We start from the raw sequence: 23,244 nt of genomic DNA on the forward strand, positions 1-23,244 counted from the left end.
CTCGTGCTTATCATCAGCAGAGCAATAAGGGACGTTTGTGTATCTGGCTTCAGCAGAGAAAAATTCTGCTGTTACAGTTGCGGGTACAGCCCCGGAGTTTCACCGGTGTTCCACAAAGCTTCGAGGGTTCGTTGCCGGTAAGGTGAGTCTGGATTCAGGGCCGTCTATCGCATGGACGCGATAGCCGAGCTTACAGGGACAAAACGGCAGGATAGCCGTTTTGTGCAGCGCAGCTGCCCAAAGGGCTATGTACACGGATGTACATAGTGATTGTATTCACAGCGTGTCCTGAACCGGATTGACCTTGCTGAGGCAGAACGAAGCCTGAAGCATTTCGTCGGCGGTTGTTCTACCCGCCACTGGCATAAATGTCAATTTGACCTGTCGCCAGCCCGCTGGCGCTGCAGTCTCATCAGCAGCTCACTTAAGGCGTAAACCCGCTTACCCAGCGGGTGTTTTGGTTGGCAGCATTGCGATTGCATACCTTTAACTCCCGCTAGTTAACAACAGGTCGAGCTGCCCTGAGTTGAACCACAAGGGCTTTCCGGGTCTGTGCAGTCTTCGCCTTTACCAAGGTAAGTCTGATCGGAAAGATAGAAGTCAGTGAACGCCGATTCAAAATCATCAGCCACGGATTTTTCCGCCAGGCCCGTCGCCAATAGCGCTTGTTGCCATTGTTGCACTCGTGGAAAACCATCCAACATATCGAAACAACGATGACGGCGAATAATATCGGCGCGGTGTAATAACGGTAGCCAGGCAATATCGACGTTGCTTAACTCATCACCGTTAAAGTAACGGCCCTGAGATGTACGACTGGCCAGCGCTTGTTCGGCTTTGGCAAACGATTTGGCCAGATTGCCCAGGCGCTGATCGAGTGTCGCTTTATCAACGCTGCGCATGGTTGAGCATTGTGCCAGATAGTGTTTACTGGCTTGATAGCTCCAGGCGCGATTCAGCGCTTTCTGTTCCGCTGTTAACTTGGGTTGTAGTGCTGCGGTGGTTTCGTCGATGTATTCAATAATCGCATCAGACTCAAACAATGCCTGATCATTCTCGGTGATTAATACCGGAACCTGTCCGGTCGGCGAGATATCAAGAAACCATTGGGGCTTATCGCTCAGCTTAATGTATTCAAGGTCGTACGGAATCTGTTTGTCTTCCAGTAAGGCCGTTACCCGTTGTACAAACGGACAAATTTTAAAGCTGACAATTTTGATTTTCTTACTCATTAGATGCTCCTGAATCGTTAACTCAATCAGATTGTGTGATTTCAGTGGTTAAGACGCAGGGGCGGATAAAAAGACGAAAATAATGATGGCGATTAAAAATCGGGATTCATTTAGCAAAGAGCCTTCTATTGCTTAACAACCGTTACAGCTATCTTTACGCTCGTAATCCATCAGATTGCCCTGGGCATCCAGCTGCATATGGCAACAGCGATCAAACAATCCACGTAACTCGGTACGGGCTTTTTGCACCCTTGATTTCAAGGTGGAATAACTGATGCCAAGTTGTTCGGCATAAACTTTTTGAGATTCACCGTTAAGGTCAATGGCCGTTAGCAGTTCGGCGTTGGCTTCGGACAAGCATTGTATAAACGGCTCAATACAATGCGACAGCTCAGCCTTGATGCTCTGTTCAGACTGGGAATACCACAAGGACTCTTCATCCAGTTGTTGCTGAACTTCATGACTGCGCGCTCTGGTGCGGTAAAAATCAATGATGGTGTTGTTGGCAATCTGAAATAACCAGGCTTTGATGCTGCGAGCCTCACGCAGTTTATCCAGATTTTTGTGGGTTTTGATCAAAATATCCTGCAGCAGATCTTCAGCATCTTGTGGGTTACTGACTTTGCTGAGTAAAAACGCGTTCAGGGCGGAGCGGTATTCCGACCAGAGTTGTTCAAGTTGCATGATCTTCTCCTGTGTTGGGCCAGAGAAAGACATATCTGGGTGCTGCTTCCAGTTTAGCCCGGCCATTTAAGATATGACGACGGTTGCCGCGAAAAGACGAAAAGAATTTTTCCTTTCTCGAATACTGTGTATTTAGTAAATTGCGCCTAGCGAAAATTTCACTCACGCAGTAAAGAGACTCCTTATGAGCGCAATCTGGTTTGCTACTCCCGACATCGCCGATATGAACCGTCAGATGGAAAATACCGCCTGCAGTAATCTGGGTATTAAAATCACCGAGGTCGGAGAGGATTGGGTAAAAGGCACCATGCCTGCCGATCAGCGCACCTTTCAGCCGGTCGGTCTGGTACATGGCGGCGCGAACGTACTGTTTGCCGAAACCCTGGGCAGCATGGCGGCCAATCTGGCTCTGGATAACAGTAAAGAATACGCCGTGGGTCAGGAGATTAACGCCAATCACCTGCGTGGTGTACGTTCCGGGGAACTAAGTGGTGTCGCTACTATTGTGCATCGTGGCCGTACGTCTCAGGTGTGGGAAATTAAAATCTATAACAGTGAAAATAAACTCAGTTGTATCTCCCGCCTGACTATGGCGGTTATTCCGGTACCTAAGGTACAATGACTTTTAATTGCTCAAACATCTAAGGGGAGGCGTGATGGAACATCAGGAGGCTGTGCCGTTGAATAAAGTCATAGCCCTGCAATGGATTGTTGCCTTACTGGAGCAACATCATATTCCTTATCTGATTTGTGGTGGTTTGGCTGCGAACTTTTATGGTTCGCAGCGAGAACTTAACGATATCGATTTATTTGTTGCTGAAGAATATTTTCAACAGATAGTTAGGCTGACTTCCGAATATATTAGTCGGCCACCGGAACGTTATCTGGAACAGAGCGAAGGTTGGGACCTGGACTATTTCCAGTTGATTTATCACAACACAAAAATCGAAATTGGCAGTCATAAAGACGTTCGTATTTTTGATGCCAACACACAGCGTTGGACTAGTTTGAATATTAACTTTGAAACCAAAGTCCGAGGGCAGGTGGCCGGTGTAACTGCTGATTTTATGGCACAAGCAGATTTGATTGCTTACAAAGATTGTTTAGCGCGGACGGTTGATTGCCAGGATGTCCGCGCTATTTCAGGCAGTTAAGAAGGGCGGCGACCGGTTTGCTGGCGTTGTGCCAGTGGCCGCTGAGTTTTCTGGCTGGCAGATGCCGGCGTCAGGCTTTCAATTTTGCCGCTGATCACATGATGTTCCTTCTCTTTAGAAAGCACGCCATCAATCTGATGGTTGTGGCTGTTCACCACCAGAGTGACGGTGTAACCGCCGTTTTCCAGCCAGCTTACCAGCTGACGGTCATTCCCCAGGTCACGATATTCCACCTGATTCTCGGTACCCGATAAGCCTTGCTCGGCACCTTTCAGTCCGTGCCAGTGCAGCGACTGGTCAGACAGAATCAGTTGGTACTGGCTGCCTGCCAGGGCACCTTCGGTCCAGCTGTAGGTGATTTGCTGAAATGGCGCATCGGCGGCGTAACTGCTGGCCGCAGTGAGCAGTGTCAGGGTGGCGATTGCGTTTTTGATAAGGTTGAGTTGATTCTGTTTCATCGGTTTGTTTCCTGCGTCTGGTTAATAATTGAGCTGTTTAAGCGATGAAGTCAGAGTAATTAGTTACTGTATAAGAAACAAACTGCTATTCTGAAAATCATTATTTCAGAATGTGAAACTATTTTCCGGGAACCTGTTGGCCTATGAGTGATCGTTTAACGGCATTAAAGATGTTTCAGGCAGTCGCCAGTAAAGGCAGCTTTGCCGCCGCGGCGGATTCATTACAGACGTCGCGGGCGTCGGTTACCCGGGCTTTGCATCAACTGGAGCAATGGCTGAATACCCGGCTGATTCTGCGTACCACACGCAGCATCGAAATTACCGCTGCGGGTAAACGCCTGTTGCAGGAAAGTGAAGAGATTCTCGGGCGTATCGAATGTCTGGAACAGGCACTGACGGAGGAGCGCCAAACTGTGCAGGGTGAGTTGCGAGTGTCGCTGCCGATTGGCCTGAGCCCGTATCTGTTTTCACGTTTACCGGAATTTACCCGGCGTCATCCGCAACTGCGTCTTAAGCTCGATTTTGATGATCAATACATCGATTTAATTAACGACTCGTTCGATATTGCCGTGCGCATTGCGCAACTGTCGGACACCGGTGTGTATGCCCGTAAATTATGCGATTTCCATGACGTGCTGGTGGCTTCACCCGAGTATATTGAGCGTTGCGGCAAACCTGAGTCGGTAAAGGATTTATCCAGCCATCAGTTTATTCTTGATACCAATCACCCACGCCAGGACGCTTTACTGTTTGTTATCGATGGCGAGATGAAACACGTGGAAATTAACGGTTCGATTATTCTCAGCCAGGCGAACTGCGTGATTGATGCGGTTCATGCCGGATTAGGGATTGCCAGTTTACCCAGCTTTTTTGTTCGTGAGGCGATTCAGCAGGGCAGCTTATTGCCGCTGCAACTGGATTGTCCGGGGCAGAGTTATCCTCTTAGTGCGTTATTTCCGGATCGTGAATTTATTCCACAAAAGACCCGGGTGTTTATCGACTTTCTGGTGGAAATTTTTTCGCAATAGTTAAAATTCATCGCGGCAAAATACCAAACTAAGGTAAGCTTGGTCGGCTATTTTTTATCGCTGTTTAGTTTTTTATTTGCTGTATTTTTAAGGTTATTAAAAACCGCAAGGAGTCTGTTCTATGGAGTTTGCCGAGTGCGTATCTTTTATCCTGATTCAGGACGGCGCGGTACTTGTTGAAAAGCGTCGCGACGATAAAGAGTTTGATCCCTCGTTATTGATGGTGCCGGGTGGCCATATGGAAGAGGGCGAAGATCAGCTGGATACACTGGCGCGCGAGCTTGAGGAAGAGCTGAATGTCGAGGCGCAGTCTGCCGGTTATGTTTGTTCTCTGGTGCACACGGCAGAATCGGATTCAGAATCTGAAGTACAGCGCCTGCATTATTACCTGGTAAGCGACTGGCAGGGGGATATTGAAGCACTGGAGGCTGAAGCGGTTTATTGGCTGAGTCTGGACGAATTATCGCAACTGGATGCTGAACCCGATCGTATTGCGGTTAACGAAGCCCGCCGCCTGTATTTGTCGTAATTATGGGTATTTTATCCCCATTGGGCTGCTGTTAAGCAGCAGCCTGTTCGTGCAGGTGGTTATCGGATTAACTCCATTTAAACCCGAAATAAATGTTATTTTATAACATGTCTGCCCGCGTCCATTTCTATGAAATAAGCCGATTCTTGTCGCGTTTCGGCCGACTTTTGAATAATCATTCAAACGAAAATAAAACTGTAATAATTCCCGCCTAGCATGCCGCGCCATTAACTGACTTGTTAATTCAGGTCAGACAATTTCTAAAATAAAATGTGGTAGGCATCACAATGAAAACACTCGCTAAACTTTCTGCAGCCGTTATTGCAGCCAGCTTATTGGTTGCTTGTGGCAGCGACTCCGATTCTAAATCTGACGCCGACAAGGCTCCGGTTGCCAACAATGGCAAAGTTAAAAACCTGATTCTGATGATTGGTGACGGCATGGGTCCACAGCAGGTCGGCCTGCTGGAAGAATACGCGCGTCGTTCGCCTGCCAATGCAGCAAAAGTGAACAAGGTAACGGGTTTACAGAAACTGGCTGAAGGTGGTGCGTTAGGTTTATCCATGACTGCGCCAATGGGTGCCAACCCGGGCTTAATTGTTGATTCCGCTTGTTCTGCTACTCAGTTAGCAACCGGTAAAGGTTCGATTTCTGAAGCGGTTGGCCTCGACGACAAAGGTAATAAAGTCGAAACCATTCTGGAAAAAGCCAAGAAAATGGGTAAAGCGACGGGTCTGATTACCGATACTCGTCTGACCCACGCGACTCCGGCTGGTTTTGCTTCTCACCGTCCACACCGTTCGATGGAAAATGAAATCGCCAACGACCTGCTGGACGCTGGTGTTGATGTTTTGTTAGGTGGTGGTTCACGTCACTGGGCGCCAAAAGTGGATGACTTTGGCAAATTGGCTCAGGAATTAAATGCACCAACCCATGTGATTAAAAAGTCCAAGCGTAGCGCTGACGATGATCGCAATCTGTTTAACGAAGCAAAAAGTGCGGGCTACTCTCTGGCGTTTGATAAAACTCAAATGGCTGCCGTTAATCAGGGCAAGCTGTTAGGTTTATTCGACGATTCCGCCATGAACGATGGTATTGAATACACCGCCTGTAAAAATACCGCCGCTCCGGAAGCTGGCAGCAAGTGTGCCGATGAGCCGTCGCTGGTGGAAATGACCAAAAAAGCGCTGGATATTCTGTCGCAGGATCCGGATGGCTTCTTCCTGATGATTGAAGGTGGCCAGATTGACTGGGCGGGTCATATCAATGACACCGGTTGGTTATTACACGAAATGCTGAAGTTTGATGAAGCGGTACAAGCGGTTCATGAGTGGGTAGCAGAGCGTGATGACACTCTGGTGGTTGTAACTGCCGACCACGAAACCGGTGGTTTTGGTTTTGCTTACCACAAGCATGATATTCCGGAAGCAAAAACGCTGGCGGGTGACGGCATGGTGAATGCCGATGGTAGCGACCGTCCGTATAAGCCTCAGTATAACTTTGGTGCACTGGCGACTCTGGATAAAATCTACGCTCAGGACCGTTCTTTCTACGATATTCTGAGTGCTGTGAATGGCGACTGGGATTTCTCCAATACCACGGCTGCGGCCTGGGTTGAAGAAGTGAACAAAAGCATGCACGCCGATTTCCACATTAACAGTGAATCCGGTGAGCGCATCGCGGCTCGTTACGATGTGCCAGCAGAAGACGTTCATGCTGACCATAAGTACCTGAAAGCGACCAACATTCCGAAGTTTAATGATTTCTCTGACTTCTACGTATACGCCGACGAAGACACGGGTGCATTAATTGCGCGTGAAGTAGCGGCTAAGCAAAGTGTTTCCTGGGGTAATGGTACTCACACCGCAGCGCCGGTTCCGGTATACGCTTTTGGTCCGGAAGCGATCACCAAAAAGTTCTCGACCATGCAGCATCACACCGATCTGGGTCAGAAAATGATGGATGCGCTGATTGTTGAATAATCCTCGGATTAATTAAACAAATCAGTCAGTGAAAACGCGGTGTTAAGCCGCGTTTTTTTATGCGCTTCAATAACGTGACTCATCATGATGGTGAGTAGCTTTCACGTTAGTCGGCTTTTCATAAGCTGACATTCCTGTTACTGTGCGGCCTCGTTTCAGGTGCCTGTGTGGCGATATTTAATTGCAGACACGGGATAATCGGGAAACAGGTAAGGCGTTCCATTACGGTCAATGCTATTCCTGTACTGCCCCCGCAACGGTATGAAGTGTTTGTCGCTTACCAGGATAGGTTTTGCTATCGGTAAATTGGTAAGTTCAGACGAATTGGTTTTTCGACCACGGTGAGATCACAACAGTTGTGACACGCCGGAAGGTAAACCCGGAACTTCTTGAGAGTTCTGACTTTGAGTCCGGAGACCGGCCTGGAGCAACATGATTTCAGGCGGGGTGACCTGAGCGACATGATACAACTCTGTTTTTCTGCGACGTATTTTTTCGTCGTTGTATCTGTATTTTCGCATCAACTCCCTGGCCATTAACGGTTATTGAACAGACCTTGTTGAATCAGGTAATCCTGAATCGTTCAGGCCTGTATGGAGAGTGTTGTGTTTTCCTCTGTTTCTCTCAATCTGATGCATCAGCTGACCAGTGTGTTACTGGAACCTGTGGTGTGGGCATTACTGTTTTTTATTTTGCTGGCGTTATACGAATCCGGTTTAGCACTGGGGGAGCGTTTTGGTGGCATTCGTCGTTTAGTCCGGAACGGTGATCAGGCGCTGCTGATTCAGGTGGGTAAACGCCGGATTGAACGCGCGGATTTTATTACCCGTATTGCACCGATGTTAGGCCTGATGGGTACGCTGATTCCTCTTGGACCTGGCCTGGCGGCATTGGGTGACGGTGAATTAACCATTCTTACCACGGCTATGACGGTTGCCTTTGATACTACTGTGATTGGTTTATTAGCCGGTATTGTCGGTTTTGTGCTCGGGCGAGTACGCCGTCGCTGGTATGACCGCGCGGTACAGGAAATGGAAGATCGTCAGACAGACGCCGGAGCAGGATCATGAGCGATCGCTGGCGCTCTTCTTCATTTGATGCCCAGGATGATGAACCGCTTGGTCCATTAGCCAATCTGGTCGACATTATGCTGGTGTTTGCCTGTGGCTTAATTGCGGCACTGGTGGCCGTCAGCCCGGAATTAAAAAAGCATTTTAAATTAGAAGACAATATTAAATTAGAACGCAGCCAGGAATTAACCGATATTCCGGAATCACTGCGGCAGCAATTAGAAAACGGTGAGGGCAGTGGTTACCAGTCAATGGGACAGGTATACCGGGATCCACAAACCGGTAAGCTGGTTTTAATAGGTAAATAAATTTTTAATTCATCGTATTAAATATTTCATTTAATTATTTGTTATAAGGTAACAATATGAAACTTTCACCGTTGGCGTTGTCCATTGCGGCAGCTTCCCTGTGCGTTGCTCAGGTAAATGCAGCCGGAATTAATTCATCCACAGACGAAGCACAGTTAACCAATGTGACGGTATCCAGCCAGGCGCAGGTAGGCAGTGCGGTTTCGGCATCAATGGGTACCGTGGTTGCTGAGCAAATCGAACAACGTCCGATCAGCCGTGCCGGCGAAGTACTGGAAACCGTTCCGGGATTAATCGTTACTCAACACAGCGGCGAAGGTAAAGCGAACCAGTATTTCCTGCGTGGTTTTAACCTCGATCACGGTACCGACTTCGCCACCTTTATCGATGGCATGCCGGTGAATATGCGCACCCACGGCCATGGCCAGGGTTATACCGATATTAATTTTATTATTCCGGAAATGATTGAATCTCTGGATTATAAAAAAGGCCCGTATTACGCCAGCGAAGGTGATTTTGCTAATGCCGGTGCGGTGCGTTTACACAGCCGCGAACAACTGGATAACAATCTGGTAAAACTGGGTATTGGTGAACACGGCTATCAGCGTCTATTGGTTGCCGGTGGTAATGAACTGGAAAACGGTAATAACCTGTTAGCCGCTTTTGATACCAGCCGCTACGACGGCCCATGGAAAGTGGCGCAGAATCAGGAAAAATATTCTGCGTTATTAAAATACACCTTTGGTGACAGCGTGAATGGTGGTTCGGTTACCGCCATGGCTTATCAGAATGACTGGACGGCAACCGATCAGCTGCCACAGCGTTTTGTTGATAACGGCGGCGACCGTTTTGATTCGCTGGATAAAGACCCGGGTGGTAAAACTCACCGCCGCAGCCTGAGTTATCAGGGCTGGAACGATTTTGCCGGACGTGAATTAAAAACCAACGCCTATCTGATTGATTACGGCCTGAAGTTATACGCTAACCACACTTACGCTATTGATCAGGCCAATGGCGACGAATTCCGTCAGCACGATGAGCGTAAAATTCTCGGTGGTTCAGCATTACTGGATTTATACAACGGTGACCAGAGCCAGTGGCAAGCCGGATTCGATGTACGCCACGATCGTATTTCCGATGTTGGCCTGGCGGGTACACAAGGCCGTGTAATTTATGAGCGTCGTGTACGCCACCGTGTTGAAGAAACCGGTCTGGGTTTATTTGTACAAAATAATTACCAATGGAATGATGCATTACGCACTCAGGTTGGTGCACGTTTTGATTACCTGTCGGCCATTGTTGATAACCGCCTGACCGGAAACAACAGTGGTGAAAGCGATACCCGTGTCAGCCCGAAATTTAATTTGATTTATCAGCTGGCAGACAACACCCATGTGTTTGCTAACTATGGTCAGGGTTTCCACTCTAACGATGCCCGTGGCTTTGCCGAAAAAGACGCAACACCCATGGTGCAGAGTGAAGGCGCAGACTTAGGTTTGCAGACTCAGCTTAATAATGATCTGCAACTGGCGGTGTCTCTCTGGTGGTTAACACTGGATTCTGAATTAATTTTTGTTGGTGATGACGGCACAACCGAAGCGTCGGATAAATCTGAACGTCGCGGTCTGGAAGCCAGTGTGTTCTGGCAGGCTAACAACTGGTTGATTATCGATTCCGATCTGGCGTTCAGCCGTGCCCGTCTTAAGCCAAAGGGTGAAAAAGAACAACACATTCCAGGTGCGGTTGAGCAGGTATTCAGCTTAGGCATGACCATTGACGGTTTAGGCCCGTGGGATGCAGGTCTGCGTTTACGCCACTTCGGTAAATTTGCCCTGAACGAAGACAACAGCAAAAAAGCCGATGCGGTAACTCTGTTGAACGCTCAGGCGAACTATCAGGTTAACCAGGCGCTGGAGTTAGGTCTGGAGCTGATTAATATCACCGACGAAGAAGGCAACGACATCACTTACCTGTATGAATCCCGTCTGCCGGGCGAAACCGTACCCGCAGGCGCAGAAGGTATTGAAGACGTGCACTTCCATCCGGTTGAGCCGCGCATGGTTCGTGCAAACCTGACCTATCAGTTCTGATACCCACAGGGTAAGACTCACGAATTCTGTTAAAGACTTCGTTGAAACGCTTTGTGTCACACCGGGCCTTGAGAAAGGCCTTTGCCGCAGTAGGGCTAATAACCGCTGCGGCTTTTTTATGCCAGATCCTTATTCCAAATTATTGTAAAGATATGAATAGGAATGCTTATCAAAAGCTCTTGCAACTAATACTTTTGACTATATAGTGTGCGCCTTATACGAATAGTAATGACTATCATTAAAGGAAAGGAGCACGTCTCATGAAAAGAATGACCCTTTGTGCTTTAGCATTAGGTGTTATTGCCGCGAATGCTGCACAGGCGGAAAAAACCGATGGGCAAAGCAGTAACTCATCTTCCGGAGATGACGTTTTATTGAATCAGGTTATCGTTGTTGGTGATAACTTCGAAGGCCGTACTGCAAGCGTTGGCCGTATGGATGCTGAGATCTCAGAAACTCCGTACTCAGTTTCTGTTATTACGGAAGACTTCTTCACTGCAACTGGTGTGAAAACTCTCCAGGACGCACTGCAATACTCGGCGGGTGTAAACGGTGCCTCATTCGGTATCGATACCCGTACAGACTCCTCCACTATTCGTGGTGTTGCGCCAATTTTATACCTCGACGGTATGCGTAAATCTGTTGGCAGCTTTAACAACACTCGCCAAAACCCATTCACGCTGGAGCGTATTGAAGTTCTGAAAGGCCCTGCATCTGTTGGTTATGGCCAATCAGGTACTGGCGGTATTGTTAACATGGTGAGCAAGCGTCCACAGTCAGAGTTTGGTGGGGAAGTTTGGGCACAAGTAGGCACTTTCGATCGTAAGCAACTGGCAGTCGATGTTACCGGTTCAATCGATGACGATGGCGAGTGGCTATATCGTGTTGTTGCCCTGGGCCGTGATGCTGAATCGCAAACCGATATGGTAGACGACAACAGCACCATCTTTATGCCGTCTCTGACATGGAACCCATCTGCTCAGACCTCTCTGACATTTATGGTGAACCGACAGGAAGATGAGACGGGTTCATCAACCCAGTTCCTTCCTCACGCTGGTACCATTCTGCCAAACCCTAATGGTCGTATCGATCAGACTGTATTCCTGAGTGAGCCTGAGTTCGATCGCTTTGATACAGAGCAGACTGCTTACACGATGAGCTTCGATCATATCTTCAACGAAGTATTCTCGTTATCCGCTAACTATCGTGACTCGCAAAGCGAAAGCGAATACAGAACGATGTATCCTTTGCTGTTCCCTGCGCAGTTCCAACCGCTTATCTACCCAGGAAGTCAAACCGTTGGTTTTGCTGCTGATGGTCGCACTCTGAACCGGACTGCATTGGCAAGTGATCGTTCTGCCGACGCTAAGACTCTGGATATTCGCTTAAACGCTGATTTCCGTACAGGCCCTGCTGAACACCGCGTTGTATTCGGTTTAGACGCCCAGGATATTACTACTGATAATGACTCTGCGAATCTGAACGATACCGCGACTTTGTTCCGTACTGCATTTTTACCTGCTCTGGCGCAGGCCGGCGGTAATCCTCTTGACCCGTTTAATAGTCCTCTTGCGGCGCAGCAGGCTGGTGTAATTGCACTGCAACAAGCGCTGCTGCCACTGACTATTGACGTTTATAACCCGCAGTATGGCAAGTTATCAGCGGATGCGCGTAGCGCTCTGAAAGCTCTGAAGCCAGTCAATGGACCATCATCGACGCTGAAACAGCAGGGTATCTACCTGATGGATCAGATTCGTTATAAGGATCTGGTTGTATCTACTGGTGTACGTCATGACAGTGTTAAGAACAGTACTCAGGGTAAAGACTCGGATAAAGACAACGAAACCACTTATCAACTGGGTGCCTTGTATCAGCTGAGCAACGGTGTCTCGCCATACGTAAGTTATGCAGAGTCGTTCGAAGCAATTCCTGGCACTGACTCAGTGACGAAGAAACGTTACAAGCCAGCATCCGGTGAGCAAACTGAGATTGGTGTTAAATATCAGCCAGAAGGCACTAAGTTGTTAGTGACTGCTGCTTACTACCAGATTGATGAAAAGAATCGTCTGATTACAAACCCGGCTAACCCTCTGGGCCGAATTCAGGCAGAGTCTGAAATCAACGGTTATGAATTAGAAGCACAGGGTAGCCTGGGTCAGTTTGACTTTATTGCAAGCTACACAAATCTTGATGCAAACCGTAAGCCGCAGGCAGGCGGCTCTAAAACCAAGCTTGAAGCTGTACCAGAAGAGCAGGCGTCGGCTTGGGTTACTTATCGTTTAGCTGATGAGTTAACTGGCTTACGTGTTGGTTTAGGTTCGCGTTATGTAGGTAAAACTTATGACGGTACTGACAATAAGGATCTGGAAACGGATGCTTACACTTTGTTTGATGCCATGGTTGGTTATGAAATGAAGAACTGGTTCTTTAGCGTTAACGGACGTAACATCACTGATAAGCGTCACTTAAACTCGTGTCTGTCACGCGGTGACTGTTTTGCTGGTGAAGAGCGTACAGTATCTGCTGACGTACGTTATAAGTTCTGATTAAACATTATTCAGAACAACCGGGCCGCACCTGAAGTATTCAGGTGCGGCTTTTTTTTAGCTGAAGAAAACATAGCCTGGTTGAAAAACAACCAATTTGTCAGAGGGCTAATGTAAACGCCCGTTTGGCATCGTTATAAGCAACTCATTCACAGAATTATCCACAGAATCTGTGGAAATCATGCGTGAATTTTCCCCACCCATATTTCGCTTTTGTCACAAATTCTGCGAATCCTTGCTTGACTTTGGTTGACCGACATAAAAATGGCACTTTTGTATCAAATAGCTCTGGAGCCCTTGATATATAAGGGTTTTCTAATTTTTTCCGAGCTGTGTAAAAAATAGACCGTTTTGCTATAAGCCCGCATTTACAGGCTTTGTGACGGTTTTTCGCAGAATACTCACAAAGTTACCCACAGATTCTGTGGGAAAGATAGATGTTGACAGCCAATGTTTATGCACAACGATGCCAGAGGCAAAAAAAGGCGGTTTTTTATCGGAGGAGGGCTTGACTTGTGCACAACTGCACACTGTTTAGCGGATTAGGCAGTATTGCTGAGCTACTGGCCGAACTTGCTGAGCGAGATCGATCGTTTTTTGATGATGTGAGGAGTTGCGGATATCTCGAAGCCCTCCTGTGCCCCAATAGGATTGTCGATTGATATCACTACCTCCAAAGCGCGCATGGTAGTATTTTTCTTTGGCTTTTTTGTCACTTACTAAATAAAAGGAATACCGGTAAATGGAAGCTTCTTCGGTCAAACTTATTTTTGCGATTGTGTTGCTTATGCTGAGCTCAGCTTCCCATGCTGAGTATTGTGAGGCGCGCTTACCGGATTCTTCATCTTATTCAGGTAACTGCATTGATGGCTTATTTCATGGTCAGGGGAAGCTGAAATGGCGTGATGGTTCGTCGTATGAAGGCCGCTTTCGTAAAGGATTAATCGAAGGGCAGGGGGAATATGTCTCCGCTGCTGGCTGGACTCATAAAGGGCAGTTCAAAGATGGCTCGCTAAATGGGCATGGCGTTTATTCTGACCCCAGTGGTGATCATTACGAAGGAGAGTTCAAACACGGCCAGTTTGATGGCAAAGGTACATATACCAGCCGTAACGGCGACTCTTGTAACGCTGAGTTTAAGGCCGGGTTGATGCATGGAAAGGGAAGTTGCCGTTATCCGAACAATACCGTTGTTAATGCGGAGTGGAAGCACGGTTTGCTGTCCGGCAATGGACAATCTTTGATGCCAAATGGAGATGTGTACGAAGGTCAGTTCAATAATGGTTACTGGAACGGGATTGGCACACTTACTTTCAGTAACGGCGATATTTATATTGGAGAATTTGCCAATGGTCAGATGCATGGCCAGGGAGAGATCAAGTATATCGACGGTACTCGGTTGTATGGTGTTTGGAAAAACAACGAGTATCAGGAAGAGGTTTTGCCAGAAGGTTGTGAGGTTATGGCCATATAAAAACGCCCCCAGATAAATCCTGACATTGACCGGTGCCGAAGATTGATCTGGGGGCGCTTTCTGAAACTGCTGAGCCACCCTCATAGCTCAGAAATTATACTATCGCTGTTTTCTGGTGCTGTCGCTGCGACAGGATGTCGCAGCTGTATTGGTTGCCCTTAGCGATTAATAAATTTCGACGGCGGGCAGGTTGTCGCCCATTTCGCCAACGTCATCACCGAGGGTTTCATCATAAAATTCGGTGCGACCTAATTCACCGTATTCGCTGTAGCCCCAGCACTTCACGTCATCATTATCCAGCAGCGCGCAGTTCTGATAGCCACGGCCGGCGAATTGTTTGATTGTGCGGCCGTTGCCCATGTCTGGTGCCGGTGCATTGCTGGCGAGTTCAGCGGAGTCATCGCCCCAGTCATTATTGCTCTCACTGCCTAATGCGCCATCACCGCCATCGCCCCAGCAGTGGCTGTTACCATCGCTCAGCACAACGCAGGTTGAGTAGTAGGACATGGCAATATTGCTGACGCTGGCGTCGTTGTTAAATCGCAGCACGTTTTGTTGCTGTGCAAAAGCCGAAACCGGGAAGCCTAAGCCATGGTCGTAGCCAAGCTTGTAGCTATTGCCGCCGAACTGATCGCAGTCTCCGCCATTGCCTGCCGCGAGTGGTGTGATCAGCGCTTTGGCTGTGTGGCCTTCGGTATTGCAATAGCGGCTGCGGCTAGAGCGTTCGGAATCATCCAGTACGCCGTTGTCGTTGGCATCAAGACCGTATTCCAGCCAGAAACCACCCAGGTCGCACTCCTGAGTTTCAACAGTTTGTGTGATGTTTTTTGCCGCCTCTGTGCCGCAATAAGAGCCACTGCTTACATAACCGACCTCATTAACCAGGCGGTCAGGCCAACCCAGGCCGACCTGGCCATCACCGTTGCTGCCCCAGCAGCGGCTGGTGTTATCGGCCAGCTGAGCACAGGCGGTGGAGTAACCAATCAGAACGGATGTAGCAGTAACGCCACCAAGATTAACAAATGGCAGGCTGTTGCCCATCTCGTCCGGACCATCGCCGCGGTTCTGGTTATCGTTGTAACCCAGTTGGTAGCTGGAGTTTTTGCCCCAGCACTTAACCCCACCATTGTTAAGAATTGCGCAAGTGCTGTCGTCACCGGCTGAGATGTAAGTAGCGGTGTAAGGCTGATCGGAGCCGTCGGTACCCAAATCAACGTAGTCGAGTTCAGCAACGCTTTGGGAGCGGGCTGTTGAATCACCGTAACCCAGGCTGCCTCCGCTGTTGCTGCCCCAGCACTTAACCCGACCATTATCGAGAATAACGCAGCTGTGGTTTTCACCCACGGTCAGCTGGCTTGCGCTGCGGCCATCACCAAAATCAACGTTTGGCATCGCGTTACCGAGTTCGGCTGCAATGTTTCCCGTATGGGCATTACTGCTGTAATCAATACCAAGACCGGTGTAGCGGTTATTGCCCCAACATTTTACCGTGCCGTCGGCAAACAATGCACAACCGTGGTATTCACCTAATCCCAGATCGACAACTTTGCCGTCTCCCAGCTGGGCGGGCGGTAAGTTGGCGCCCATGTCTGAAATCTGCAGAATGCCGTCGTTATTGGCATCGGTTCCGACATACAAACCGCTACCGCCTTGTTCACAAACAAATTTGTTGGGAGTTAACGTCTCCTGGCGGTAGAGGTAGGTTTTTGTACTGGTATTACAGAATTTACCGGTCTTGGTTTGTTCGTCTTCTTCTAACTCACCGTTAGCGTTGCTGTCCGGTCCAAGACGATAGCTGATGCCGCCAAATCCGGCGGAGCAGGTGCTGTTATCGTTGGCGATGGTGTCGATAACGATCAGGCCTTTGCTATTACCCTGATCGCAGCTTTCTTTCAGATCGGCTTTGCGCACTTCGCCATAGTCGATGGAGTATTCTTTGGTCTCGCCGGTAGCAAAGTTGTAGTCGTCACCGTAGCCCCAGCACTTCACCAGGCCGTCCTGTGATAAAACGCAGTTGCTGTAGAAGCCACCAAACAGTTTTGCCGTTACCGGCAGAATATCGATCTGGGCTGAGTTTTCTCCCATGCTGAGCTGGCCTTCACTGGATAGGGTGAGTTTCAGGCTTTCGCGCAGCTCTTTGTCGTTATCATCCATAACCGGTAACTCGAAGCTGGCGGATGTCTCACCGGCATTAATCGTAAAGCTGGAAATCGCATCAAAATCGCTGCCCGCTTCCGCATGCTCGGCATATAACGCCAATGTCGAGACTTGTGAATAAGCGATGTTGACTTGGTTGTCGACGCAGCTTGGAGCGGCAAGTTCGACATTAACCACTGCTTTGCCAGCGTTTTCATTTACGCTGATGTGTGTCTTGCTGACGCTCAGTTCAGGACCGCGGTCACCATCATGGTCGATACGACCAAAACCGGCAGAATTCCCGATGGTGCTGTTTGCCTGAAGCATAAAGTATTCACTGCATTCATAGGCATCATCGTTAATCAGTTCTACCTGAACCTGTTTGCTTTGTTCTCCAATCGCGAAGGCCAGCTGGCCCGCACTGGCGCGGTAGTCTTCACCCGCTTTGGCGGTAACGTCAACGGTTCCCCAGGTAACGGTGGTCACTTCGCTAACGGGCTCCGGGAAGGTCAGCGTAAAAACCATATGGCTGCTGTTTTCTGTGGTTTGGGCATTGTTGATCTTAGGTAGCTGAGGTGTTTTACCGTCTTCGCCATCAGTACCATTTTCGCCGTCTTTGCCATCGGTACCATTTTCGCCGTCTTTGCCATCGGTACCATTCACACCGTCCTTGCCATCGGTACCATTCACACCGTCTTTGCCGTCGGTACCACTTTCGCCGTCTTTACCGTCGGTACCATTTTCACCGTCTTTGCCATCGGTACCATTCACGCCGTCTTTGCCGTCGGTACCATTCACGCCGTCTTTGCCGTCGGTACCATTCACACCGTCTTTACCGTCAGTACCATTCACGCCGTCTTTGCCATTCGTGCCGTTTACACCATTGCAGATAAACTGACTGCTGGAGACTTCGTCGTCATCTAACTGGCCGTTGGCATTGCTGTCCAGGCCGGTATCCACACGTATCCCTGCCGCAGCGCATTGCTCTCCGGCTGCAATAGCCTGGCTGCGTAACAGCACATTTCCTGCCGGAGCTGATGGGCCAGGATTCGTTGTTGCGGGATTATTGTTGCTATTCGATCCAGACCCGCTGTCACTACCACAGGCAGTCAGCGTCAGTGTCAGCATCAGTGCTGATAGCTTTAAAGGGGATGAGAAAAACATATCGGCTCTCGGTGGTTACAACACAAAGTGGTAGGAGAGTATGTTTTTTATGCAGTGATCTCAATACATTTTCTTACATTCAGATACATCCTGAAACATAGTGACTGAACAGTCAGTAACTGATCGCAATGCCGATATCCGGGTGGGCGTTCATTATTTGATCTGTTGCTGCAGGTTTGTTAGTATCCGCGCTCCATTTTGTCCGTTGGTTTGCCAGGGCTTTGTATTTGGCAAACCTCCTGCTCTTGTTAGCAGTGAGGGCAAACTCCTTGCCTTACCGGATGGGCCGGAAGGCTAAAACCCATAGGGAGCTGACAATGCGTCACTACGAAATCGTTTTTCTGGTACACCCAGATCAGAGCGAACAAGTACCAGCAATGGTAGAGCGTTACACCAACACTATCGAAGCTGACGGTGGTCAAATTCACCGCTTCGAAGACTGGGGTCGTCGCCACCTGGCTTACCCAATCAACGACGTTCATAAAGCACACTACATTCTGATGAATGTTGAGTGTTCTCAGGAAGCCCTGGACGAACTGACTACCAACTTCCGTTACAACGACGCTGTTCTGCGTAACCTGGTAATCCGTCGTGATGAAGCTATTACCGAAATCTCTCCGATCAAAGCTGCTGAAAGCCGCGAAGATCGTCGTCGTTCTGAGTCTCGTCAGGAAAACACTGAAGAGAAAGCAGAAGCACCTGCAGCTGAAGAAGCTGCTGAAGAGACCCAAGCTGAAGACAGCGCTGAGTAATAGGAGATTTAATCATGGCACGTTTTTTCCGTCGTCGTAAGTTCTGCCGTTTCACTGCTGAAGGCGTATCCGAAATCGATTACAAAGATATGGATACTCTGAAAGGCTACATCACTGAAACTGGCAAAATCGTACCAAGCCGTATCACTGGTACCCGTGCTAAGTATCAGCGTCAGCTGTCTACTGCAATCAAGCGCGCGCGCTACATTGCACTGCTGCCGTACACCGATCAGCACGACAACTAAGTTCTTTGCTGCCTCTGGCAGCAATTGAAGGATTTTAGTTATGAAAAAATTGGCTCAATGGGCCATGTCCGGTCGCTGGCAGGCAACTGCCGCGGCCGGTGCTTGTTTGGCCGTCCCGTTGTTGTTTTGGCTTGGTGCTGCTTTGCTGGCGCTGGTCATATTGCGGTACGGCTGGCAACAAGCCGGTCAGGTTGTTTTGTGGGCGTTGTTGCCGGGTATTACCTGGTTAGCCATGGGCGACCCGACTCCTTTGTTAACTGCTTTGGGCACCAGCGCCCTGGCGGTGATGCTGAGGGCCAGTATCCGTCTTGATTGGACGGTGATGGTGTCTTCGGTGTTGGGCATTGTGGTGTATTTTCTGTTGCCGTCGATGTTGCCTGATGTATTACCTCAGGTAGTCGCTAACAGTGAAGAAGCCGTCGTCAAAGCGTTAAGTGATCAGCCAGAAATTGCTGCTCAGTTAAAACCTTTGGTTGGCCCGATGATGAGTGGTGTGCTTGCCGCATTACACTCGCTGGTATTTATGTTGTGTCTGTTACTGGGACGCTATTGGCAAAGTACCTTTTATAACCCGGGAGGGTTTGGTACCGAGTTCAAACAGCTTCGACTGCCGTTGGCTTTTACATTACCGGTGATTTTGGTGATGTTCAGCGCCAGTCAGTTGGATCCCGAGCTGGCAGGTTTGATGCCGGTATTTACCATACCGCTGATGCTCGCCGGACTGGCTCTGTTCCATGGCCTGGTCACGCAGACCAAAGCCAGCCCAACCTGGATGGTCGTTATTTATATCGGCTTATTCGTGTTAGGGCCTTACATGTACACATTACTAATTTTCGTAGCGTGTCTGGATAGTGCCTGGAACTTCCGCGCGCGACTACCAAAAGACACGGCAGGCTGAACATATAAACAGTCTTAGCCCTGTAATGAGGAATTAAAAAATGCAAATTATCCTGTTAGAAAAAGTAGCAAACCTGGGTGAACTGGGCGAACAAGTAACCGTTAAGCCAGGTTACGCTCGTAACTTCCTGTTCCCACAGAACAAAGCAGTTCCTGCAACTAAAGCAAACGTTGAGCAATTCGAAGCTCGTCGTGCTGAGCTGGAAAAAGCAGCTGCTGAGAAACTGGCTAGCGCTAACAGCCGTAAAGAGAAAATCGAAGGTATCGAGCTGTCTGTTGCAGTACGCGCAGGCGACGAAGGTAAGCTGTTCGGTTCTCTGGGCAACCGTGACATCGCGGAACTGGCTACCGAAGCTGGCGTTGAACTGAGCAAGTCTGAAGTTCGTCTGCCTACCGGTCCTATCCGTTCTGTTGGTGAGTTCGACGTTGCGATCCACCTGCACGCAGAAGTAAATGCAGTTCTGAAACTGCACGTTGTTGCTGAATAATTTAGCGATAACCCGCAGCGTTGTTTAATGACAGCGCTGCAAGAAAAAGGCACTATTAGATCCTTTCTGATAGTGCCTTTTTTATTGTCTCTTAATTGAGCTCTATTCAAGGCTCTGAATAACGCTTGCCCCTGGGTTTTCTGAAAACAGATCTGTATGTCTGACTTTATAAACGACGATTACATCCCGGACGCTGACACCGAATCCATCAGTCAGCGCACGCCGCCGCACTCGGTTGAAGCTGAGCAATCTGTGCTCGGCTCCTTAATGCTGGATGAGCGTGCTTGGGAGTCCGTTTCTGAATCGACCGCCGATACCGATTTTTATCGTCACGATCACCGCCAGATTTTCCGTGCAATCGCTCACCTGGTGAAGTCGGAGCAACCGATTGATGTGGTAACCGTTGCAGAAGAGCTCGAAGAGCGTGGCCAGCTGGATAAAGTTGGTGGCGCGGCGTATCTGAGTCGCCTGGTGGATATGACGCCATCCATCGACAACTGCGCTGCGTACGCTGAGATTGTGCGTGAGCGTTCACAGCAGCGTCGTCTGATTGAAGCGGCTACCGATATCATGGAGAAGGCTTACGAGCCTGATGGTGATACGGCGCTGGATCTGTTGTCTGATGCTGAGAAGTCGATTGCCCAGATTGCGGAAGGTAACCGTCAGGATGGTGGCCCGCAGGTGGTTGCACCGATCCTGAAAAATACTCTGGATCAGCTGGATGAAATGTTTAATCAGCCGGATGGTCTGTCGGGTTTAACCACTGGTTTCACCGAAATCGACAACCGTACCTCCGGTTGGCAGAAGGCCGATCTGGTAATTGTTGCCGCACGTCCTTCCATGGGTAAAACAACTTACGCCATGAACCTGGTGGAAAACGCCTTAATGGGCACTAAGCGCCCGTGTTTGGTGTTCTCGATGGAGATGCCGTCAGAATCGATTGTGATGCGGATGTTGTCTTCCATCGGCAAAATCGATCAGACCCGAATCCGTAGTGGTAAGTTAATCGATGAGGATTGGCCGAAGCTTTCCGCCGCCGTAAACCTGTTAAAAGATTTACCACTTTATATCGACGATACCGCCGCATTAACGCCGCAGGAAATGCGTAACCGTGCGCGTAAGGTGTATCGCGAAAACAATAACGACCTGGCCATGATTATGGTCGACTACCTGCAGCTGATGCGGGTGTCTGGCCCATCGGAAGGTCGTACCCAGGAAATTTCTGAAATTTCTCGCTCGTTAAAAGCGATGGCGAAAGAATTTAACTGCCCGATGATTGCGCTATCGCAGCTTAACCGCTCGTTGGAGCAACGTCCGAACAAACGCCCGGTAAACTCTGACTTGCGGGAATCCGGAGCGATCGAGCAGGACGCGGATATTATTCAGTTTATTTACCGCGACGAAGTGTATAACGAAGATACGCCGGATAAAGGCGTGGCAGAAATTATTACCGGTAAACACCGGAACGGTCCGATTGGTTCTGACCGTTTGGCGTTTATAGGTAAATTTACCCGATTTGAAAACCTCGCCCATGGTTATGAGGGCGACGACGATTATTAAGATCGCAAATTTCGAATAAAAAAATAGCAGTCTAATGTTTTCGAGAGCAGCAACAGGATGTTGCGTTAGCGCGGCAGGCACAGGGATGTGCCTTCGGCGCGGCGGCAGAAAATATTAGGCTGTTATTTTTACGGACATCCGTAACGAAGAGTAACCGTAATTTTTCAGACGCCGGATCTGTGGGTCATCCATGGCCCTAGATCCTACCGCCACATCCTGTGGCTGCTTTTGAAAAACAACGATCACCCTCCATTACTATTTCTACTGAAATCGGCGATTAAACCAAGCATTGGTGAAACTGCATGAATTTTACTCCCGAGCTGCAATTTGAAGGTGCAGACTTCCGCGGCCGAGTTCGCTCACTGAGCGACGACGACCAGGCCAACCTGTTAAATCTTTATCAGCATCCTGAATTACCCGGTCAGCGCGCGTTGGATCCGGAATCGGATCAGGCCAAAGACCATATTGCCCGTATGATTGAACTCAGTGTGCAAATGGCAGCCACCCAGCGCGGCATTATGTGGGCGTTGGAGATTAACGACGAATTTCAGGGCATGGTCAGCGTATTTGACTGGCAGCCGTCACACTTGCGTGCCACCTTACGTGTTGATGGTCTTGAAGCACTGACCAATCAACAACGTGCCAGTGCTCTGGCTGTGTGTATGGATTTTATGGCGGAGAAATACCACCTGCGTAACTTCGCCTATCAGTGGATTGAAGGTCAGGATAAAGAGTTATTAGCAACGCTGGAAAATATCGGTTTTGAGCGCAGCGCAACCCTGCGTGAAGGCTGGAAACTGGTGTCAGACAGTGGTGAAAAATCTTACGTTGATATTGTTCAATTAAACCGGGTCATCGGCCGTCACGATAGTGGCAGTAATCTTGGTATGAGCGAGGGAGAAGAATAATGAACTGGAATTTTTCGACTCCCAACTTTTCTCTGCGCCTGCCGGATGCCAATCAGGATGGTGATGCCTTATACGAGCTGCTGAGTCAGCAAGATGTGATGGCTCATATCCCAAAAGCGTCGATGTCAGTTTCCGCACAATCGCTGGATGAACTGCGTCGTGTCGCCATGCGTTTTGAAGTGCGCGAAAGTGCTTGCTGGCTGGTTGAGGGTAGCTTTGATAAACAACTGATTGCTCGTGTTGGTATTCAGAAAATTAACTGGATGACGGATAGCGCACAGTTTTGGTGGGAGCTTAGTGATAAAATTGATTTTACCATTCTGGCCGAAGTAATTCCGGCCGTGATGAATTTCTGTTTTGACGAGCTGAAACTCAATCGTCTGGAAATGCGTGTGGTGGCAGGTTCGACGCTTCATGAAGAGTACCTGAAACAAATCGGCTTCCAGTATGAAGGTTGTTTGCCAGCTCAGCAGGAATTCGAAGGTAAAACCATTGATCTGGCGCTGTACTCCTTTTTAGCAGGAGATCGCCGCTAAATA

21 protein-coding genes and 2 riboswitches are annotated in these 23,244 nt (G+C 48.9%); of the genes, 17 read left to right on the forward strand and 4 right to left on the reverse strand.

Annotated features, from left to right (window positions below):
- Positions 1-39 precede the first annotated feature (39 nt).
- Positions 40-112, reverse strand: a riboswitch (cobalamin riboswitch).
- Between the two features lie 388 nt (positions 113-500).
- Both ACOQOZ_RS17855 and sigZ read right to left on the reverse strand, forming a co-directional pair.
- Positions 501-1,232, reverse strand: a complete 732-nt coding sequence (locus tag ACOQOZ_RS17855) for a glutathione S-transferase family protein (protein WP_420589509.1) — start codon at positions 1,230-1,232, stop codon at positions 501-503.
- A gap of 132 nt (positions 1,233-1,364) precedes the next feature.
- A complete protein-coding gene (gene sigZ / locus ACOQOZ_RS17860) occupies positions 1,365-1,916 on the reverse strand; it encodes an RNA polymerase sigma factor SigZ (RefSeq protein ID WP_420589510.1) in 552 nt (183 codons plus the stop codon).
- Between the two features lie 184 nt (positions 1,917-2,100).
- On the opposite strand from sigZ, the gene ACOQOZ_RS17865 reads away from it, so the two are divergent.
- Both ACOQOZ_RS17865 and ACOQOZ_RS17870 read left to right on the forward strand, forming a co-directional pair.
- Complete coding sequence (locus ACOQOZ_RS17865; RefSeq protein WP_420589511.1) at positions 2,101-2,538, forward strand: hotdog fold thioesterase; 438 nt, start codon at positions 2,101-2,103, stop codon at positions 2,536-2,538.
- A gap of 34 nt (positions 2,539-2,572) precedes the next feature.
- Positions 2,573-3,070 carry a nucleotidyltransferase domain-containing protein gene (locus ACOQOZ_RS17870; protein ID WP_420589512.1) on the forward strand — a complete coding sequence of 166 codons (498 nt, stop codon included), beginning with the start codon at positions 2,573-2,575 and terminating at the stop codon, positions 3,068-3,070.
- Here the strand turns inward: ACOQOZ_RS17870 and ACOQOZ_RS17875 are convergent.
- A complete protein-coding gene (locus tag ACOQOZ_RS17875) occupies positions 3,067-3,528 on the reverse strand; it encodes a hypothetical protein (RefSeq protein WP_420589513.1) in 462 nt (153 codons plus the stop codon). The genes ACOQOZ_RS17870 and ACOQOZ_RS17875 overlap by 4 nt on opposite strands.
- A gap of 143 nt (positions 3,529-3,671) precedes the next feature.
- Between ACOQOZ_RS17875 and ACOQOZ_RS17880 the strand changes: the two genes are divergently transcribed.
- From ACOQOZ_RS17880 to ACOQOZ_RS17915, 8 genes are all read left to right on the forward strand, one after another.
- On the forward strand, positions 3,672-4,556 hold the full coding sequence (locus ACOQOZ_RS17880) for a LysR substrate-binding domain-containing protein (protein WP_420589514.1): 885 nt from the start codon (positions 3,672-3,674) through the stop codon (positions 4,554-4,556).
- Between the two features lie 121 nt (positions 4,557-4,677).
- Positions 4,678-5,085 (forward strand): NUDIX domain-containing protein, encoded by a 408-nt coding sequence (locus tag ACOQOZ_RS17885; RefSeq protein WP_420589515.1) that lies wholly within the window; start codon positions 4,678-4,680, stop codon positions 5,083-5,085.
- A gap of 287 nt (positions 5,086-5,372) precedes the next feature.
- On the forward strand, positions 5,373-7,067 hold the full coding sequence (locus ACOQOZ_RS17890) for an alkaline phosphatase (RefSeq protein ID WP_420589516.1): 1,695 nt from the start codon (positions 5,373-5,375) through the stop codon (positions 7,065-7,067).
- Positions 7,068-7,207: 140 nt separating this feature from the next.
- Positions 7,208-7,508: riboswitch (cobalamin riboswitch) on the forward strand.
- A gap of 164 nt (positions 7,509-7,672) precedes the next feature.
- Entirely contained in the window at positions 7,673-8,137 is a 465-nt protein-coding gene (locus ACOQOZ_RS17895) for a MotA/TolQ/ExbB proton channel family protein (RefSeq protein ID WP_420589517.1), read from the forward strand.
- Positions 8,134-8,445 (forward strand): DUF2149 domain-containing protein, encoded by a 312-nt coding sequence (locus ACOQOZ_RS17900; protein WP_420589518.1) that lies wholly within the window; start codon positions 8,134-8,136, stop codon positions 8,443-8,445. Before ACOQOZ_RS17895 ends, ACOQOZ_RS17900 begins: the two co-directional genes overlap by 4 nt.
- Positions 8,446-8,501: 56 nt before the next feature.
- The gene (locus ACOQOZ_RS17905) at positions 8,502-10,535 is read left to right on the forward strand and encodes a TonB-dependent receptor (protein WP_420589519.1); all 2,034 of its coding nucleotides are present in this window, start codon (positions 8,502-8,504) and stop codon (positions 10,533-10,535) included.
- Between the two features lie 260 nt (positions 10,536-10,795).
- Complete coding sequence (locus tag ACOQOZ_RS17910) at positions 10,796-13,081, forward strand: TonB-dependent siderophore receptor (RefSeq protein WP_420589520.1); 2,286 nt, start codon at positions 10,796-10,798, stop codon at positions 13,079-13,081.
- 742 nt (positions 13,082-13,823) lie between these two features.
- Positions 13,824-14,555 carry an MORN repeat-containing protein gene (locus ACOQOZ_RS17915; protein WP_420589521.1) on the forward strand — a complete coding sequence of 244 codons (732 nt, stop codon included), beginning with the start codon at positions 13,824-13,826 and terminating at the stop codon, positions 14,553-14,555.
- A 165-nt stretch (positions 14,556-14,720) separates the two neighbouring features.
- Here ACOQOZ_RS17915 and ACOQOZ_RS17920 read toward each other — a convergent pair whose 3' ends face one another.
- The gene (locus ACOQOZ_RS17920; RefSeq protein WP_420589522.1) at positions 14,721-17,855 is read right to left on the reverse strand and encodes a DUF7151 family protein; all 3,135 of its coding nucleotides are present in this window, start codon (positions 17,853-17,855) and stop codon (positions 14,721-14,723) included.
- 317 nt (positions 17,856-18,172) lie between these two features.
- Here ACOQOZ_RS17920 and rpsF point away from each other — a divergent pair, with 317 nt between their 5' ends.
- The 7 genes from rpsF (at position 18,173) to ACOQOZ_RS17955 (ending at position 23,241) form a co-directional block, all read left to right on the forward strand.
- Positions 18,173-18,607 carry a 30S ribosomal protein S6 gene (rpsF, locus tag ACOQOZ_RS17925; RefSeq protein ID WP_420589523.1) on the forward strand — a complete coding sequence of 145 codons (435 nt, stop codon included), beginning with the start codon at positions 18,173-18,175 and terminating at the stop codon, positions 18,605-18,607.
- A 14-nt stretch (positions 18,608-18,621) separates the two neighbouring features.
- A complete protein-coding gene (gene rpsR, locus ACOQOZ_RS17930; protein ID WP_068659206.1) occupies positions 18,622-18,852 on the forward strand; it encodes a 30S ribosomal protein S18 in 231 nt (76 codons plus the stop codon).
- A 40-nt stretch (positions 18,853-18,892) separates the two neighbouring features.
- A complete protein-coding gene (locus tag ACOQOZ_RS17935; RefSeq protein ID WP_420589524.1) occupies positions 18,893-19,750 on the forward strand; it encodes a hypothetical protein in 858 nt (285 codons plus the stop codon).
- 40 nt (positions 19,751-19,790) lie between these two features.
- Positions 19,791-20,237 carry a 50S ribosomal protein L9 gene (gene rplI / locus ACOQOZ_RS17940; RefSeq protein WP_420589525.1) on the forward strand — a complete coding sequence of 149 codons (447 nt, stop codon included), beginning with the start codon at positions 19,791-19,793 and terminating at the stop codon, positions 20,235-20,237.
- Positions 20,238-20,405: 168 nt separating this feature from the next.
- Positions 20,406-21,797 (forward strand): replicative DNA helicase, encoded by a 1,392-nt coding sequence (gene dnaB / locus ACOQOZ_RS17945; RefSeq protein ID WP_420592431.1) that lies wholly within the window; start codon positions 20,406-20,408, stop codon positions 21,795-21,797.
- Between the two features lie 302 nt (positions 21,798-22,099).
- Positions 22,100-22,705, forward strand: a complete 606-nt coding sequence (locus tag ACOQOZ_RS17950) for a hypothetical protein (protein ID WP_420589526.1) — start codon at positions 22,100-22,102, stop codon at positions 22,703-22,705.
- Positions 22,705-23,241 (forward strand): GNAT family N-acetyltransferase, encoded by a 537-nt coding sequence (locus ACOQOZ_RS17955; protein WP_420589527.1) that lies wholly within the window; start codon positions 22,705-22,707, stop codon positions 23,239-23,241. The genes ACOQOZ_RS17950 and ACOQOZ_RS17955 overlap by 1 nt, the downstream gene beginning before the upstream one ends.
- Positions 23,242-23,244 lie beyond the last annotated feature (3 nt).

Origin of the sequence: Bacterioplanoides sp., assembly GCF_965219715.1 — a bacterium.
GTDB lineage: Bacteria > Pseudomonadota > Gammaproteobacteria > Pseudomonadales > Oceanobacteraceae > Bacterioplanoides.